Raw genomic sequence first — 17,781 nt, forward strand, 5'->3', positions numbered from 1 at the left:
TCTAATGATCATCTATATTTAATTTTGATATTTTTCACGTAATTGAGTTGTTGCAACTTGTGGTTGGAAGTCTGCTGGTAACTCTTCAGTACGAACAACTAACACGTCACATGATGCATGACGAACGATAGATTCTGATACAGAACCAACAATAAATCTTTCCACGGCATTTAAGCCTGATGTACCACTCATAATCAAGTCTGCATTAATTTCATGTGCAAGCTTTTTAGGAATGATAGATTTAGGAGAGCCAAACTCTAGACGCGTTTCTACATCTTTAACACCAGCGTTAGTAGCTACTTCTTTATAACCATTTAATAATTCTTCTGCAAAATGCTTAGATTTTTCAGTAAATTGAGCATCATAAACTTCATAAGAAGAATATGTTCTTGAATCAATTACATTCACAATTGTTAACTTCGCATCGTTACGTTTAGCAACACCAACTGCTCTGTTAAATGCCCATTCCGCTTCATGTGAACCGTCAACTGCGATTAAAATATTTTTGTAAGTAATCATAGTAAGTGCCTCCTTGTTCTTTCTTAATTATATTTTACCACAATTTTCGGAAAAGTCAGTGTAATAACCTTTACAATTTTGTGGATTTTTGATTGCGCTTTCAAAATGTTCGCGTTAAGATGATTATGGAGGTGGATGGTATGAAAATTGGTATACCAAGGGAGATTAAAAATAATGAAAATCGTGTTGGTTTATCACCAAGTGGTGTGCACGCTTTAGTAGAAAGTGGGCATACTGTTTTAGTGGAAACAAATGCGGGTTCAGGATCGTTCTTTGAAGATGTAGATTACAAAGAAGCAGGTGCTGAGATTGTTCCTGAACAAGCAAAAGTTTGGGATGTGGATATGGTTATTAAAGTTAAAGAACCACTTGAATCTGAATATCCATATTTTAAAGAAGGGCTTGTATTATTCACTTATCTTCATTTAGCAAATGAAGAAAAATTAACACAAGCTTTGATAGATAGAAAAGTAATTAGTATTGCATATGAGACTGTGCAGTTACCAGACCGATCTTTACCATTGTTATCACCAATGAGTGAGGTAGCAGGAAGAATGTCCGCTCAAGTTGGCGCAGAGTTCCTACAAAAACTTAATGGTGGTATGGGAATTCTACTAGGTGGCGTTCCAGGAGTACCTAAAGGTAAAGTAACTATTATCGGTGGTGGTCAAGCAGGAACAAATGCAGCTAAAATTGCACTAGGACTAGGTGCAGATGTTACGATTTTAGATGTTAATCCAAAGCGTTTACAACAATTAGATGATTTATTCGGTGGACGTGTACATACAATTATGTCAAATCCGTTGAATATTGAGTTGTATGTTAAACAAAGTGATTTAGTAATAGGTGCAGTTTTAATTCCAGGTGCTAAAGCGCCAAGACTTGTAACAGAAGACATGATTAAACAAATGAAAAATGGGTCAGTTATTATTGACATTGCTATTGATCAAGGCGGTATTTTTGAAACAACTGATAAAATTACGACACATGATGATCCTACATATATTAAGCATGGTGTGGTTCATTATGCAGTTGCAAATATGCCAGGTGCAGTACCGCGTACTTCGACGTTAGCTTTAAATAATGCTACGCTACCTTATGCGCTCATGCTAGCTAATAAAGGGTATAGAGAAGCATTTAAATCAAATCAACCATTATCATTAGGTTTAAATACTTACAAAGGTCACGTAACCAATAAAGGTGTTGCAGAGGCATTTGAAATGGAATATAAATCTGTAGAAGAAGCATTACAATTATAATTTGAATTTAATGAAAAGGGAATGGATTACAGCGTACTAAAGAATGACGTTATCATCTCCTTGGTTATTAAAATTAAATAATGATACATTAAAGCTAGAAACAATGCGAAGAATTCATCGAACATGAATGATATTGATTTGATTCATTACATGTTACTGATGAACGTACCTGCATATGTGTTTCTAGCTTGTTTGTTATATATTGCATTTAGACTTGGACAAAAATTTATGTCCTAGGCGCTACAATGTTGTATTGGCAGTGTTTGACTGAATGAGAATGCGCTTGTAACAAGCTTTTCATTTTTGTCCCACTCCTTATTTTTCGTAATGTGTTAATACTTCGTATCCTTCATTAGTGACAAGTATGTCATCTTCAATTCTTACACCTGCAACACCTGGTACATAAATACCTGGTTCGATTGTAATAACCATGCCAGCTTCTAACAAATTAGAATTAGTACTTGAAACATCTTGATATTCATGTTCCTGTAATCCTAGACCATGACCTAAGCGATGAGGGAAATATTCACCATAACCTTTTTCTGAAATAATATTTCTAGCGATATGATCGATATCTTTTAAAGGTATTCCAGGTTTAATTGCTTGGATTGCAGATGTTTCTGCTTCTAATACAATATTATAAATTTCTTGTGCTTCTTTGTTAGGTTCACCAAATTTGATGGTACGTGTCATATCGCTACAATAATGCTCATAAATTACACCTAAATCAAATAGTACATACTCATTGCTTTTTAATCTGCGATCTCCTGGTGTGCCATGGGGTGATGCGGCATGATCTCCAAATAAAACCATCGTATCAAAACTCATTTCATTGACGCCATATTGTTTGATAGTTTGCTCAATATGGTTGACTACTTCACGTTCAGTCACACCTTCTTTTAAATAAGAAACACCTATTTCGATACACTTATCTGCTAACTCAGCAGCTTTACGTATTTTGCTAATTTCATCTTCGGATTTAATATTTCTCAATTGTTTGATTGTTAAATCAACATCTCCGAATGAATTGACATTGAAACCAGAGATTAATTGTTTTTGGCGTGCTACTGTTAAGTGCTCGCTTTCAATTAGTAATTTATTGATTGTTTGAGGATAAAGTGAAAAAGGATTTTCAGTGTCTAAATATCCAACGATTTCACCTGTGAAAGGTGATGCTTTGACTTCTTCGACTTCCATTTTTGGACAAAATAGTACTTGTTTACCATCTTTCTTAATCAATAATGCAAATAATCTTTCATGGGGTTCGCTACGGTATCCAGTAAAATAATATACATTCAACGGTGTTGTAATCCATGCTGCATCAGCTTGTTGATTGTTCAGTTCGTCTATTATTTTTGATATTTTTGTCATTTTATAAACACTCCTCAACATAATATTACTTACATTTTATGCCAATTATTATTAGATTTCAAAATCGAGCTAATACATTAACTAGATTTTCAATTTTTAAAATTTGAGAATTTGTTATAATTAAGTGGCAAAAGGGTACTAAATTTATATAGCAATTGATAGGAGGATGCTCAAATGAAGTTATCATTTCATGGTCAATCAACGATTTATTTAGAAGGGAACAACAAAAAGGTTATCGTAGATCCGTTTATATCAAATAACCCTAAGTGTGATTTGAATATTGAAACAGTGCAGGTAGACTATATCGTTTTAACGCACGGTCATTTTGATCACTTTGGTGACGTTGTGGAACTAGCAAAGAAAACAAGAGCAACAGTAATTGGAAGTGCAGAAATGGCTGACTATCTTTCTTCATATCACGGTGTTGAAAATGTTCATGGTATGAATATTGGTGGTAAAGCAAACTTTGATTTCGGAAGCGTTAAATTTGTTCAAGCATTTCATAGTTCAAGTTTTACACATGAAAATGGTATTCCAGTTTATTTAGGTATGCCAATGGGTATCGTGTTTGAAGTTGAAGGAAAAACAATTTATCATACTGGTGATACAGGTCTGTTTAGTGATATGTCACTTATTGCGAAACGTCATCCAGTTGATGTATGTTTTGTACCAATTGGAGATAATTTTACGATGGGTATTGATGATGCAAGTTATGCTATTAATGAATTTATTAAACCAAAAATTTCTGTACCGATTCATTATGATACATTCCCATTAATCGAACAAGATCCACAACAATTTAAAGATGCTGTTAATGTAGGGGACGTGCAAATTTTAAAACCAGGTGAATCTGTTCAGTTTTAAATAGAATATAGATTTTACACTAAAAAACACCTCGCTAATCTATGTGGAAGTTATCGTCCGCATATTTTTAGTGAGTGTTTTTATATTCTACTGATATTGTAAGCTGACTTTTCCGTCAGCTTCTATGTTGGGACCCAGCCCAACTTGCATTGTCTGTAGAATTTCTTTTCGAAATTCTCCATGTTGGGGCCCACCCCAACTTGCACATTATAGTAAGCTGACTTTTTCGAAATTCTCCATGTTGGGGCCCTATAGTCAACTCCTGCTGGGTTATGATATTGATTATGTTTTTGGTTCAAAATGGTTTTGTTTGATACAAGTTGTTGGTTAGTTAGTGAATAATATAAAAAAACCAGAACCACAGTCATAATCATTTCTTGTGTTTACTCAGTCGTTTGAGACTGCATCATGATTGAAAGATTATTTGTGATTCTGGATAAAAATTTTATTTAACGATTAATACAGGGATAGTCGCACGTTTTGCTACTTTGTGGCTGACACTTCCAAGTACAAATTTCTTTTTGTCTTCTGCTTTACGGTTACTTAAAACAACAATTTCGTATTTACCGCTATTAGCATGTTTTAATAGTTCTTCTTTTGCATTACCACGAACAATTATTTGGTCATAATCAATACCATAATCTTCTAAAGCTTTGCGTGTTTTTTCCAATCGCTTGCTTCGTTCTTCAGTAAGTTTGTTTAAATGAACACCTGCTTTAATTGATGCTTGAGCATCTTGTTCGCTGATTGCGTTTAAAACTGTTACGACTGTACCTTCGCCAGCTAATTTAGACACTTCTTTTAGTGCTTTTTCATTTTTTAACTGAGTGTCTACACCAAGTAATATATTTTTATACATTAGTACATCCCTCCTCACTTACATTCTAATAAATAATAATGGATTTTTCCATTTAAAATTAAAGATTTTGTGATCTTAGTGTTTGTTGTATATTTTCAAAAAATAAAATAGGTGAAACGATCATTATTTCATTTCACTTCAATGCTTTTTATCCAAAATAAAGTTATAATGTAGTTAATACTGTTCGAAAAGAAGAGGTAAAGAATGACAAAACATGAACAAATTTTAGATTATATTGAATCGTTATCTATAGGCTCTAAAATTTCGGTGCGTAAAATCGCTAAATTTTTAAACGTATCCGAAGGGACAGCATATCGTGCAATTAAAGATGCTGATAAAATGGGCATGGTCGCAACGATAGATCGTGTTGGTACGGTTCGAATCGAAAAACGTAATCGTAATGAAATTGAACATTTAACTTTTAATGAAATTGTCAATATTATTGATGGCCAAGTGTTAGGTGGCAACAAAGGTATCACTAAGATGGTATCTAAATTTGCAATTGGAGCAATGGAACTCAAAGATATTTTAAAGTATATTGGTCCAAAGACATTATTGATTGTCGGAAATCGCGAAGATGTGCAGATTGAAGCTTTAAAAAGAGGCACGGCTATATTAATTACTGGTGGATTTAAGCCATCTAATAAAGTTATTAATTTTGCGAATGAACATGATTTACCTGTTCTATCATCAAGTTATGATACATTCCTAGTTGCAAATATTATCAACAAAGCACTTTTTAATCAGAAAATACGAAAAGATATCTTAATAGTTCAAGATATAATGACGCCATTAGATGATTTATCTGTGCTGTTTGATACGATGAAAATAGCAGATTATAAGCGTATGGCGAATCGAACTGGCCATACAAGGTTTCCGGTAGTCAATGAGTCTTATAAATTAGTAGGTATTGTAACAAGTAGAGAGATGATTAATACAAAGGACGACGACGAAATAGATAAAGTGATGACGCGAAATCCTATTTATGTAAATGCTATGAGTACAGTAGCAAGTTGTGCGCATATGATGATTTGGGAAGGTATTGAATTGATTCCTGTCGTTTCGAGTAATAAAAAGACAGTGGGTGTGATTAATAGACAAGATGTTTTAAAGTCTATGCAACTTTTAGGAAGACAGCCTCAAATGGGTGAAACAATTAACGATCAAATCGCCAAATATATAACAATGAATCAAGATGGAATTACAGTAGAAGTTTCACCGCTGTTAATCAATCACTACGGAACAGTAAGTAAAGCGGCATTTGTAAGTATTATAGAAGAAACAATACAATATGAAATGCGTAAATTTAAAAAAGGTAATGTCATGATAGAAAACTTAAATATCGTGTATATTAAAACAGTACCTATTGAATCACATATAACAGTGCGCTTTGGCATACTAGACGTCGGAAGAAACTTCGCCAAAATAGAAGTGAACATGCATAGTCAAAACGACAAGGTAGCGAGCGCTCTCGTGATATGCCAAATGTTTGACGAAGTATAGGAACTTAGCAGAGAAAATAGACATAAGATAGATTTCACACAAATGTTGGGGTCCCACCCCAACTTGCATTGTCTGTAGAAATTGGGGACCCAATTTCTCTATGTTGGGGCCCCGGAATTAAAAAGCTTGTTATATGTGTATTTTTTATTTGGTCAACTGTTGCTAATATAATATTGATTGATGTCCTATACTCGTTATGAACTAAATAGTATGAAAATATATATCTAAATAATTAAAACGGGTAAATAGTTTAATATGGTAGTAACAATTTATATAATTTAGATATTTTGATATAGACTAATGCTTAAATTAAGCAACTTTTCTAAAAAAGGGAGTATGAAAATGATTAGTACTTTGAATGAAATTATGAAATGTATCGAAGACAACGATACAATTATTATACACAGACATGTTAGACCAGATCCTGATGCATATGGTTCACAACTTGGTTTGAAATACTATATTCAGCAGAAATTTCCACAAAAGCAAGTATTTGCAGTGGGTGAAGTGGAATCATCATTAAGCTTTATTGGAGAGTTAGATAACATTGATGATAAAACATATCAAGATGCGCTTGTAATTGTATGTGATACTGCCAATGCTCCACGAATTGACGATGAACGTTATAGTACAGGTAGTAAACTTATTAAAATAGATCATCATCCTGCAGTTGATCAGTATGGTGATATTAATCTAGTTAATACGAACGCGTCATCTACAAGTGAAATCATTTACGATTTAATCTCACATTTTAATGATGAAGCAATTGTTAATAAAGATATCGCGAGTGTTTTATACCTTGGTATCGTCGGTGATACTGGGCGATTCCTTTTTAACAATACCTCAGAACATACTATGGAAATTGCTGGAAAGTTAATTGGGCATGATATTGATCATAATGCGCTTTTAAATAAAATGATGGAGAAGGATCCAAAAATGTTGCCGTTTCAAGGTTATGTTTTACAACATTTCGAACTTATGGATGATGGATTCTGCCAAGTTAAAATAACTGAAGATGTATTGGAGCAATTCGGTATTCAGCCAAATGAAGCATCTCAGTTTGTTAATACAATTGCTGACATCAAAGGTTTGAAAATATGGGTGTTTGCAGTTGATGAGGGTAGTGAAATAAGATGTCGCTTACGCTCTAAAGGGCAATTGATTATTAATGATATTGCGCAAGATTTTGGTGGCGGTGGTCATCCGAATGCGTCAGGAGTTTCAGTGAACAGCTGGGATGAATTTGAGCAACTTGCTACAGCTTTACGCACAAAACTTAACTAATAGAAAGGAGCCATTCAATCATGGTGGCATATTTAAATATTCATACGGCTTATGATTTGTTAAAATCAAGCTTAAAAATAGAAGATGCCGTAAGACTTGCTGTGTCTGAAAATGTTGATGCACTTGCCATAACTGACACCAATGTATTGTATGGTTTTCCTAAATTTTATGATGCATGTATAGCAAATAACATTAAACCGATTTTTGGTATGACAATATATGTGACAAACGGTTTAAACACTATTGAAACCGTTGTTTTAGCAAAAGATAATAATGGGTTGAAGGATTTATATCAACTTTCATCGAAAATAAAAATGAATTCAATGGAAAATGTTTCATTTGAACTATTGCAACAATTTTCATCGAATTTGATTATCATTTTTAAAAATGTTGCAGACGAACATCGTGACATTGTTCAAGTTTTTGATTCGCATGAAGATACGTATTTAGATCATCAAAGTGTTTTAGTTCAAGGGATAAAGCACGTATGGATTCAAACTGTTTGTTACCAAACACCTCAAGATGCCGATACGATTTCAGCATTAGCAGCTATTAGAGACAATACAAAATTAGACTTAATTCATGATCAAGAAGATTTTGGTGCACATTTTTTAACTGAAAAGGAAATTAAGCAATTAGATATTAATCAAGAATATTTAACGCAGGTTGATGTTATAGCTCAAAAGTGTAATGCAGAATTAAAATATCATCAATCTCTACTTCCTCAATATCAGACACCTAACGATGAATCAGCTAAAAAATATTTGTGGCGTGTCTTAGTTACACAATTAAAAAAATTAGAACTTAATTATGACGTCTATTTAGAGCGATTGAAATATGAGTATAAAGTTATTACTAATATGGGTTTTGAAGATTATTTCTTAATAGTAAGTGATTTAATCCATTATGCGAAAACGAATGATGTGATGGTAGGTCCAGGTCGTGGTTCTTCAGCTGGCTCACTGGTAAGTTATTTACTAGGTATTACAACGATTGATCCTATTAAATTCAATCTATTATTTGAACGTTTTTTAAACCCAGAACGTGTAACAATGCCCGATATAGATATTGACTTTGAAGATACACGCCGAGAAAGGGTTATTCAGTACGTCCAAGAAAAATATGGCGAGCTACATGTATCTGGAATTGTGACTTTCGGTCATCTGCTTGCAAGAGCGGTTGCTAGAGATGTTGGACGAATTATGGGGTTTGATGAAGTTACATTAAATGAAATTTCAAGTTTAATCCCACATAAATTAGGAATTACACTTGATGAAGCATATCAAATTGACGATTTTAAAAAGTTTGTACATCGAAACCATCGACATGAACGCTGGTTCAGTATTTGTAAAAAGTTAGAAGGTTTACCAAGACATACATCTACACATGCGGCAGGAATTATTATTAATGACCATCCATTATATGAATATGCCCCTTTAACGAAAGGGGATACAGGATTATTAACGCAATGGACAATGACTGAAGCCGAACGTATTGGTTTATTAAAAATTGATTTTCTAGGGTTGAGAAACTTATCGATTATTCATCAAATCTTGACACAAGTCAAAAAAGATTTAGGTATTAATATTGATATCGAAAAAATTCCGTTTGATAATCAAAAAGTGTTTGAATTGTTGTCGCAAGGAGATACGACTGGCATATTCCAATTAGAGTCTGACGGTGTAAGAAGTGTATTAAAAAAATTAAAGCCGGAACACTTTGAAGATATTGTTGCTGTAACTTCTTTGTATAGACCAGGTCCAATGGAAGAAATTCCAACTTACATTACAAGAAGACATAATCCAAGCAAAGTTCAATATTTACATCCACATTTAGAACCTATATTAAAAAATACTTACGGTGTTATTATTTATCAAGAGCAAATTATGCAAATAGCGAGCACATTTGCAAACTTCAGTTATGGTGAAGCGGATATTTTAAGAAGAGCAATGAGTAAAAAAAATAGAGCTGTTCTTGAAAGTGAGCGGCAACATTTTATAGAAGGTGCAAAGCAAAATGGTTATCACGAAGACATTAGTAAGCAAATATTTGATTTGATTCTGAAATTTGCTGATTATGGTTTTCCTAGAGCACATGCTGTCAGCTATTCTAAAATTGCATACATTATGAGCTTTTTAAAAGTCCATTATCCAAATTATTTTTACGCAAATATTTTAAGTAATGTTATTGGAAGTGAGAAGAAAACTGCTCAAATGATAGAAGAAGCAAAAAAACAAGGTATCACTATATTGCCACCGAACATTAACGAAAGTCATTGGTTTTATAAACCTTCCCAAGAAGGCATTTATTTATCAATTGGTACAATTAAAGGTGTAGGTTATCAAAGTGTAAAAGTGATTGTTGATGAACGTTATCAGAACGGCAAATTTAAAGATTTCTTTGATTTTGCTAGACGTATACCGAAGAGAGTCAAAACGAGAAAGTTACTTGAAGCACTGATTTTAGTGGGAGCGTTTGATGCTTTTGGTAAAACACGTTCAACGTTGTTGCAAGCTATTGATCAAGTGTTGGATGGTGATTTAAACATTGAACAAGATGGTTTTTTATTTGATATTTTAACGCCAAAACAGATGTATGAAGATAAAGAAGAATTGCCTGATGCACTTATTAGTCAGTATGAAAAAGAATATTTAGGATTTTATGTTTCGCAACACCCAGTAGATAAAAAGTTTGTTGCCAAACAATATTTAACAATATTTAAATTGAGTAACGCGCAGAATAATAAGCCTATATTAGTTCAGTTTGATAAAGTTAAACAAATTCGAACTAAAAATGGTCAAAATATGGCATTCGTCACATTAAATGATGGCATCGAAACTTTAGATGGTGTGATTTTCCCTAATCAGTTTAAAAAGTACGAAGCGTTGTTATCACATAATGACTTGTTTATAGTTAGCGGGAAATTTGACTTTAGAAAGCAACAACGTCAACTAATTATAAATGAGATTCAGACATTAGCCACTTTTGAAGAACAAAAATTAGCATTTGCCAAACAAATTATAATTAGAAATAAATCACATATAGATACGTTTGAAGAGATGATTAAAGCTACGAAAGAGAATGCTAATGATGTTGTGTTATCCTTTTATGATGAAACGATTAAACAAATGACTACTTTAGGCTATATTAATCAAAAAGATAGTATGTTTAATAATTTTATACAATCCTTTAACCCTAGTGATATTAGGCTTATATAACTTTTATCAACTAATAAATTATGATATAGTAAACTGATGGTTAGATATTTTTTAACCATCAGTTTGCGTTTATATTAGTTTTTTATGCTTATTATTTTTATGAGTTTCACTATACATTATTGATTAATCCATAAGAATAATTAGCACAAAAAGCAGTATACATAAATTGAGTAAAGAATTTTGTCGATATATCGTACGAAAAAATAATAACTTTTTGATATATTGGTTTTTGCTATCCATTATAATAATTAAAGGTATATCTTTAGATAGTATGATTTAATGTATCTTTAAAAATATTATTTTATTATCGTTTATCGCTATTTGTGTTACATAATCAAAACCATAAATTCTTACTCATTCAGATTTACCCAATATTTTTACTTTTATAATGTAATGCGTTTTATCCAAGTTATTTTTTAAAAATAAATATTGAATTAGGGGCTGATTTCATGTCATTAAGAGATGAAGCATTGGAAATGCACAAACGTAATCAAGGTAAATTAGAAGTTAAACCAAATGTAAAAGTTACTAATAAAGAAGAATTAAGTTTAGCATACTCACCTGGCGTTGCTGAACCGTGTAAAGATATATATGAAGATAAAAGAAAGGTGTATGATTACACAATTAAAGGAAATACAGTTGCAGTTATTACTGATGGAACAGCGGTATTAGGTTTAGGGAACATTGGACCTGAAGCAAGTATTCCTGTAATGGAAGGTAAAGCAGTATTATTCAAAAGCTTCGCTGGTATCAATGGGGTTCCTATTGCGTTAAATACAACTAATACCGAAGAAATCATTAAAACAGTTAAGTTGTTAGAACCTAATTATGGTGGTATTAATTTAGAGGATATTTCGGCACCACGTTGTTTTGAAATTGAAGAACGATTGAAAAAAGAAACTAATATTCCGGTATTCCATGACGATCAACATGGTACAGCAATTGTTACAATGGCAGGTTTGGTAAATGCATTGAGAGTTGTTAACAAAGATATTGCTAAAATAAAAGTTGTACTAAATGGTGCTGGTGCAGCAGGAATAGCCATTGTTAAATTACTATACGCGTATGGTGTAAGAAATATGGTTATGTGTGACTCAAGAGGCGCAATTTTTGAAGGACGTTCATATGGTATGAATCTTACGAAAGATGTTGTAGCTAAATGGACAAATAAAGATAAGATTGAAGGGTCTTTAGAAGAAGTCGTAAAAGACGCAGATGTATTTATTGGAGTTTCTGTAGCTAATGCGCTGTCACAAGATATGGTTAAGAGTATGGCAGATAATCCAATTATATTTGCAATGGCTAATCCAAATCCTGAAATAATACCTGATGATGCCAAAGCGGCAGGTGCACGAGTAGTTGGTACAGGACGTTCAGACTATCCTAACCAAATTAATAATGTATTAGCTTTCCCTGGTATTTTTAGAGGTGCATTAGAGGTTGAAGCTACACATATAAATGAAGAAATGAAAAAGGCAGCTGTAGAAGCGATTGCTGATTTAATCGATAGTTCTGAATTAAATGAAGACTACTGTATCCCAGGACCGTTTGATAAACGTGTAGCGCCATCAGTTGCTCGTAATGTTGCTAAAGCGGCAATGGAATCTGGAGTAGCTAGGATTGAAGTTGATCCGCAAGATGTGTATGATAAAACAATGAAACTTACAGATTTACAATAAAAATAATTAACGTTTAATTAAATTGCTTAAAAGTTAGCAATAAAGAGTCATTAAAATGATGAAAATGAAAGTTTATGATAAACATTCAACAGTCAAACGAATATAAATCAAATAAATTTAAACCCGTTTTTAACTGGTCAAGTTCAGTTTAAGGCTCTAAATGGTTAGAACAGAGGTTATTTGGAGGTTTTCCTATGTTTAAAGATTTTTTTAATCGAACAAAGAAAAAGAAATATCTTACAGTACAAGACTCTAAAAATAATGATGTGCCTGCAGGTATTATGACTAAGTGTCCAAAGTGTAAGAAAATTATGTACACAAAAGAATTAGCTGAAAATTTAAATGTGTGCTTTAATTGTGATCATCATATTGCTTTAACTGCGTATAAACGTATAGAAGCAATTTCTGATGAAGGATCATTTACAGAATTCGATAAGGGAATGACCTCTGCGAATCCATTAGATTTTCCAAGTTATATAGAAAAAATTGAAAAGGACCAACAAAAGACAGGTCTTAAAGAAGCAGTAGTGACTGGTACAGCGCAACTAGATGGTATGAAATTTGGCGTTGCTGTCATGGATTCACGTTTTAGAATGGGAAGTATGGGTTCGGTTATCGGTGAAAAGATATGTCGCATCATTGATTACTGCACTGAGAACCGTTTACCATTTATTCTTTTCTCTGCAAGTGGTGGTGCACGTATGCAAGAAGGTATTATTTCCTTGATGCAAATGGGTAAAACCAGTGTATCTTTAAAACGTCATTCTGACGCTGGACTATTATATATATCATATTTAACACATCCAACTACTGGTGGTGTATCTGCAAGTTTTGCATCAGTTGGTGATATAAATCTAAGTGAGCCAAAAGCGTTGATAGGTTTTGCAGGTCGTCGAGTTATTGAACAGACAATAAACGAAAAATTGCCAGATGATTTCCAAACTGCAGAATTTTTATTAGAGCATGGACAGTTGGATAAAGTTGTACATCGTAATGATATGCGTCAAACATTGTCTGAAATTCTAAAAATCCATCAAGAGGTGACTAAATAATGTTAGATTTTGAAAAACCACTTTTTGAAATTCGAAATAAAATTGAATCTTTAAAAGAATCTCAAGATAAAAATGATGTGGATTTACAAGAAGAAATTGACATGCTTGAAGCGTCATTGGAACGAGAAACTAAAAAAATATATACAAATTTAAAACCATGGGATCGTGTGCAAATTGCGCGTTTGCAAGAAAGACCTACGACCCTAGATTATATTCCATATATCTTTGAATCGTTTATGGAACTACATGGTGACCGTAATTTTAGAGATGATCCAGCAATGATTGGTGGTATTGGCTTTTTAAATGGTCGTGCTGTTACGGTTATTGGACAACAACGTGGAAAAGATACAAAAGATAATATTTATCGAAATTTTGGTATGGCGCATCCAGAAGGTTATCGAAAAGCATTACGTTTAATGAAACAAGCTGAAAAATTCAATCGTCCTATCTTTACATTTATAGATACAAAAGGTGCATATCCTGGTAAAGCTGCTGAAGAACGTGGACAAAGTGAATCTATCGCAACAAATTTGATTGAGATGGCTTCACTAAAAGTACCAGTTATTGCGATTGTCATTGGTGAAGGTGGCAGTGGAGGTGCTCTAGGTATTGGTATTGCCAATAAAGTATTGATGTTAGAGAATAGTACTTACTCTGTTATATCTCCTGAAGGTGCAGCGGCATTATTATGGAAAGACAGTAATTTGGCTAAAATTGCAGCTGAAACAATGAAAATTACTGCCCATGATATTAAGCAATTAGGTATTATAGATGATGTCATTTCTGAACCACTTGGCGGTGCACATAAAGATATTGAACAGCAAGCTTTAGCTATTAAATCAGCGTTTGTTGAACAGTTAGATTCACTTGAGTCATTATCACGTGATGAAATTGCTAATGATCGGTTTGAAAAATTCAGAAATATCGGTTCTTATATAGAATAATCAACTTGAGCATTTTTATGTTAAATTGATACTGGGTTTTATCATAAATTGAAGTACATTAGAACAATAATTTTATATTTAGATACTGAATTTTAACTAAGATTAGTAGTCAAAATTGTGGCTACTAATCTTTTTTTAATTAAGTTAAAATAAAATTCAATATTTAAAACGTTTACATCAATTCAATACATTAGTTTTGATGGAATGACATATCAATTTGTGGTAATTTAGAGTTAAAGATAAATCAGTTATAGAAAGGTATGTCGTCATGAAGAAAATTGCAGTTTTAACTAGTGGTGGAGATTCACCTGGAATGAATGCTGCCGTAAGAGCAGTTGTTCGTACAGCAATTTACAATGAAATTGAAGTTTATGGTGTGTATCATGGTTACCAAGGATTGTTAAATGATGATATTCATAAACTTGAATTAGGATCAGTTGGGGATACGATTCAGCGTGGAGGTACATTCTTGTATTCAGCAAGATGTCCAGAGTTTAAGGAGCAAGAAGTACGTAAAGTTGCAATCGAAAACTTACGTAAAAGAGGGATTGAGGGCCTTGTAGTTATTGGTGGTGACGGTAGTTATCGCGGTGCACAACGCATCAGTGAGGAATGCAAAGAAATTCAAACTATCGGTATTCCTGGTACGATTGACAATGATATCAATGGTACTGATTTTACAATTGGATTTGACACAGCATTAAATACGATTATTGGATTAGTCGACAAAATTAGAGATACTGCGTCAAGTCACGCACGAACATTTATCATTGAAGCAATGGGCCGTGATTGTGGAGATCTAGCATTATGGGCTGGATTATCAGTTGGTGCTGAGACAATTGTAGTTCCAGAAGTGAAAACAGATATTAAAGAAATAGCTGATAAAATTGAACAAGGTATTAAACGTGGTAAGAAACACTCAATCGTTCTTGTAGCAGAAGGTTGTATGACTGCGCAAGATTGTCAAAAAGAATTATCACAATACATCAATGTTGATAATAGAGTGTCTGTGTTAGGTCACGTTCAACGTGGTGGTAGCCCAACAGGTGCGGATAGAGTTTTAGCATCACGTTTAGGTGGATATGCGGTAGACTTATTAATGCAAGGTGAAACAGCTAAGGGTGTTGGAATTAAGAACAATAAAATTGTAGCAACATCTTTTGATGAAATTTTTGATGGTAAAGATCATAAATTTGATTATAGTCTATATGAACTTGCTAACAAGTTATCTATATAAGATTTCAGGAGGAATTATAAAATGAGAAAAACTAAAATTGTATGTACAATTGGACCAGCTTCAGAATCAGAAGAAATGATTGAGAAATTAATCAATGCTGGTATGAACGTTGCACGATTAAACTTTTCACATGGTAGTCATGAAGAGCATAAAGGTAGAATTGATACAATTCGTAAAGTAGCTAAAAGATTAGACAAAATTGTAGCAATTCTATTAGATACGAAAGGTCCAGAAATTCGTACGCATAATATGAAAGACGGTATCATTGAACTTGAACGTGGTAACGAAGTTATTGTTAGCATGAATGAAGTTGAAGGAACACCTGAAAAGTTCTCAGTAACATATGAAAACTTAATTAACGATGTTCAAGTAGGTTCATACATTTTACTTGATGATGGCTTAATTGAATTACAAGTTAAAGATATTGACCATGCTAAAAAAGAAGTTAAATGTGATATTTTAAACTCTGGTGAGCTTAAAAACAAAAAAGGTGTTAACTTACCTGGTGTAAGAGTAAGTTTACCTGGTATTACAGAAAAAGATGCTGAAGATATCCGTTTCGGTATTAAAGAAAATGTTGACTTCATTGCAGCAAGTTTCGTACGTCGTCCTAGTGATGTTTTAGAAATTCGTGAAATTTTAGAAGAACAAAAAGCTAACATTTCAGTATTCCCTAAAATTGAAAACCAAGAAGGTATTGATAATATTGCGGAAATTCTTGAAGTGTCTGATGGTTTAATGGTTGCACGTGGTGACATGGGTGTTGAAATTCCACCTGAAAAAGTACCAATGGTTCAAAAAGATTTAATCAGACAATGTAACAAATTAGGTAAACCAGTTATTACAGCTACACAAATGTTAGATTCTATGCAACGTAACCCACGTGCTACACGTGCAGAAGCTAGTGACGTTGCCAACGCAATCTATGATGGTACAGATGCAGTAATGTTATCTGGTGAAACTGCTGCTGGTTTATATCCTGAAGAAGCTGTTAAAACAATGAGAAATATTGCTGTATCAGCTGAAGCAGCCCAAGATTACAAAAAGTTATTGTCAGATCGTACTAAATTAGTTGAAACTTCATTAGTGAATGCTATCGGTATTTCGGTTGCACATACAGCTTTAAACTTAAATGTTAAAGCAATTGTAGCTGCTACTGAAAGTGGTTCAACGGCACGTACTATCTCTAAATATCGTCCGCATTCAGACATTATTGCAGTGACACCAAGTGAAGAAACTGCACGTCAATGTTCAATTGTTTGGGGTGTTCAACCTGTAGTTAAAAAAGGACGTAAGAGTACAGATGCATTGTTAAACAATGCAGTTGCAACAGCTGTTGAAACTGGTAGAGTAACTAATGGTGATTTAATCATTATTACTGCTGGTGTACCAACTGGTGAAACTGGAACTACTAATATGATGAAAATCCACCTAGTTGGTGACGAAATTGCTAATGGTCAAGGTATTGGACGTGGATCAGTTGTTGGTACTACGTTAGTTGCTGAAACTGTTAAAGATTTAGAAGGTAAAGATTTATCTGACAAAGTTATCGTTACTAACTCAATCGATGAAACGTTTGTACCTTATGTAGAAAAAGCTTTAGGCTTAATTACAGAAGAAAATGGTATTACATCACCAAGTGCAATTGTTGGTTTAGAAAAAGGTATTCCAACAGTTGTAGGTGTAGAAAAAGCTGTTAAAAACATAAGCAATAACATGTTAGTTACGATTGATGCTGCTCAAGGTAAAATCTTTGAAGGATATGCAAACGTACTATAATTTATAAAAAAACGTCTTTCCATTTATTAACAATGGAAAGACGTTTTTTGGTTCATCAGGTATTTTATGACGTAATTAATAGGTTATTTGATAATGAGAGTGTATGAATGGCAATCAATATATAAATGTTTATATCTTTTATACATGTAGGTTATCACCTTTAAACTTTCACTCATATTAATTTGGAAAGTTATTATAAAATAGAAGTATGGA

14 protein-coding genes are annotated in these 17,781 nt (G+C 33.1%); 11 read left to right on the forward strand and 3 right to left on the reverse strand.

What is annotated here, in order from left to right:
• Nucleotides 1-18: 18 nt before the first annotated feature.
• Entirely contained in the window at nucleotides 19-519 is a 501-nt protein-coding gene (locus JV528_RS07035) for a universal stress protein (protein ID WP_000634176.1), read from the reverse strand.
• A gap of 140 nt (nucleotides 520-659) precedes the next feature.
• Between JV528_RS07035 and ald the strand changes: the two genes are divergently transcribed.
• Nucleotides 660-1,778, forward strand: a complete 1,119-nt coding sequence (gene ald / locus JV528_RS07040) for an alanine dehydrogenase (RefSeq protein ID WP_000690011.1) — start codon at nucleotides 660-662, stop codon at nucleotides 1,776-1,778.
• Nucleotides 1,779-1,901: 123 nt separating this feature from the next.
• Nucleotides 1,902-2,015: a hypothetical protein gene (locus JV528_RS07045; RefSeq protein ID WP_041201407.1), complete on the forward strand. Its 114-nt coding sequence runs from the start codon at nucleotides 1,902-1,904 to the stop codon at nucleotides 2,013-2,015.
• Nucleotides 2,016-2,093: 78 nt separating this feature from the next.
• Here the strand turns inward: JV528_RS07045 and JV528_RS07050 are convergent, their stop codons facing one another.
• On the reverse strand, nucleotides 2,094-3,149 hold the full coding sequence (locus tag JV528_RS07050; protein ID WP_000161665.1) for a M24 family metallopeptidase: 1,056 nt from the start codon (nucleotides 3,147-3,149) through the stop codon (nucleotides 2,094-2,096).
• 174 nt (nucleotides 3,150-3,323) lie between these two features.
• Between JV528_RS07050 and JV528_RS07055 the strand changes: the two genes are divergently transcribed.
• A complete protein-coding gene (locus JV528_RS07055) occupies nucleotides 3,324-4,013 on the forward strand; it encodes a metal-dependent hydrolase (protein WP_000777191.1) in 690 nt (229 codons plus the stop codon).
• Nucleotides 4,014-4,458: 445 nt separating this feature from the next.
• Here JV528_RS07055 and JV528_RS07060 read toward each other — a convergent pair whose 3' ends face one another.
• Nucleotides 4,459-4,872, reverse strand: coding sequence for a universal stress protein (locus JV528_RS07060; RefSeq protein ID WP_000277602.1), 414 nt, complete (start codon nucleotides 4,870-4,872; stop codon nucleotides 4,459-4,461).
• A 204-nt stretch (nucleotides 4,873-5,076) separates the two neighbouring features.
• Between JV528_RS07060 and JV528_RS07065 the strand changes: the two genes are divergently transcribed.
• The 8 genes from JV528_RS07065 (at nucleotide 5,077) to pyk (ending at nucleotide 17,568) form a co-directional block, all read left to right on the forward strand.
• Nucleotides 5,077-6,375: a CBS domain-containing protein gene (locus tag JV528_RS07065; RefSeq protein ID WP_000160435.1), complete on the forward strand. Its 1,299-nt coding sequence runs from the start codon at nucleotides 5,077-5,079 to the stop codon at nucleotides 6,373-6,375.
• A gap of 342 nt (nucleotides 6,376-6,717) precedes the next feature.
• Nucleotides 6,718-7,659 carry a pApA hydrolase Pde2 gene (gene pde2 / locus JV528_RS07070; RefSeq protein ID WP_000626085.1) on the forward strand — a complete coding sequence of 314 codons (942 nt, stop codon included), beginning with the start codon at nucleotides 6,718-6,720 and terminating at the stop codon, nucleotides 7,657-7,659.
• Between the two features lie 20 nt (nucleotides 7,660-7,679).
• Entirely contained in the window at nucleotides 7,680-10,877 is a 3,198-nt protein-coding gene (locus tag JV528_RS07075) for a DNA polymerase III subunit alpha (RefSeq protein WP_204177431.1), read from the forward strand.
• 449 nt (nucleotides 10,878-11,326) lie between these two features.
• Nucleotides 11,327-12,556: an NADP-dependent malic enzyme gene (gene ystJ / locus JV528_RS07080; protein WP_000058392.1), complete on the forward strand. Its 1,230-nt coding sequence runs from the start codon at nucleotides 11,327-11,329 to the stop codon at nucleotides 12,554-12,556.
• 194 nt (nucleotides 12,557-12,750) lie between these two features.
• On the forward strand, nucleotides 12,751-13,608 hold the full coding sequence (gene accD / locus JV528_RS07085) for an acetyl-CoA carboxylase, carboxyltransferase subunit beta (RefSeq protein ID WP_000471567.1): 858 nt from the start codon (nucleotides 12,751-12,753) through the stop codon (nucleotides 13,606-13,608).
• Nucleotides 13,608-14,552 (forward strand): acetyl-CoA carboxylase carboxyltransferase subunit alpha, encoded by a 945-nt coding sequence (locus tag JV528_RS07090; protein WP_000883653.1) that lies wholly within the window; start codon nucleotides 13,608-13,610, stop codon nucleotides 14,550-14,552. Before accD ends, JV528_RS07090 begins: the two co-directional genes overlap by 1 nt.
• A gap of 268 nt (nucleotides 14,553-14,820) precedes the next feature.
• Nucleotides 14,821-15,789 carry a 6-phosphofructokinase gene (gene pfkA / locus JV528_RS07095; RefSeq protein WP_000717561.1) on the forward strand — a complete coding sequence of 323 codons (969 nt, stop codon included), beginning with the start codon at nucleotides 14,821-14,823 and terminating at the stop codon, nucleotides 15,787-15,789.
• A 21-nt stretch (nucleotides 15,790-15,810) separates the two neighbouring features.
• Entirely contained in the window at nucleotides 15,811-17,568 is a 1,758-nt protein-coding gene (gene pyk, locus JV528_RS07100; protein WP_001232650.1) for a pyruvate kinase, read from the forward strand.
• The last annotated feature ends 213 nt before the right edge of the window (nucleotides 17,569-17,781 follow it).

This window comes from Staphylococcus sp. GDB20D11A, assembly GCF_016893255.1.
In the GTDB taxonomy this organism is placed as follows: Bacteria; Bacillota; Bacilli; order Staphylococcales; family Staphylococcaceae; genus Staphylococcus; species Staphylococcus aureus.

Excerpts from the sequence above, each read along its gene's own strand:
- ystJ (WP_000058392.1), top strand. The coding sequence starts at position 11,327 with ATGTCATTAAGAGATGAAGCATTGGAAATGCACAAACGTAATCAAGGT.
- JV528_RS07060 (WP_000277602.1), bottom strand. The coding sequence starts at position 4,872 with ATGTATAAAAATATATTACTTGGTGTAGACACTCAGTTAAAAAATGAA.
- JV528_RS07055 (WP_000777191.1), top strand. The coding sequence starts at position 3,324 with ATGAAGTTATCATTTCATGGTCAATCAACGATTTATTTAGAAGGGAAC.
- JV528_RS07065 (WP_000160435.1), top strand. The coding sequence starts at position 5,077 with ATGACAAAACATGAACAAATTTTAGATTATATTGAATCGTTATCTATA.
- JV528_RS07090 (WP_000883653.1), top strand. The coding sequence starts at position 13,608 with ATGTTAGATTTTGAAAAACCACTTTTTGAAATTCGAAATAAAATTGAA.
- pde2 (WP_000626085.1), top strand. The coding sequence starts at position 6,718 with ATGATTAGTACTTTGAATGAAATTATGAAATGTATCGAAGACAACGAT.
- pfkA (WP_000717561.1), top strand. The coding sequence starts at position 14,821 with ATGAAGAAAATTGCAGTTTTAACTAGTGGTGGAGATTCACCTGGAATG.
- JV528_RS07050 (WP_000161665.1), bottom strand. The coding sequence starts at position 3,149 with ATGACAAAAATATCAAAAATAATAGACGAACTGAACAATCAACAAGCT.
- ald (WP_000690011.1), top strand. The coding sequence starts at position 660 with ATGAAAATTGGTATACCAAGGGAGATTAAAAATAATGAAAATCGTGTT.
- accD (WP_000471567.1), top strand. The coding sequence starts at position 12,751 with ATGTTTAAAGATTTTTTTAATCGAACAAAGAAAAAGAAATATCTTACA.
- JV528_RS07045 (WP_041201407.1), top strand. The coding sequence starts at position 1,902 with ATGAATGATATTGATTTGATTCATTACATGTTACTGATGAACGTACCT.
- JV528_RS07075 (WP_204177431.1), top strand. The coding sequence starts at position 7,680 with ATGGTGGCATATTTAAATATTCATACGGCTTATGATTTGTTAAAATCA.
- pyk (WP_001232650.1), top strand. The coding sequence starts at position 15,811 with ATGAGAAAAACTAAAATTGTATGTACAATTGGACCAGCTTCAGAATCA.
- JV528_RS07035 (WP_000634176.1), bottom strand. The coding sequence starts at position 519 with ATGATTACTTACAAAAATATTTTAATCGCAGTTGACGGTTCACATGAA.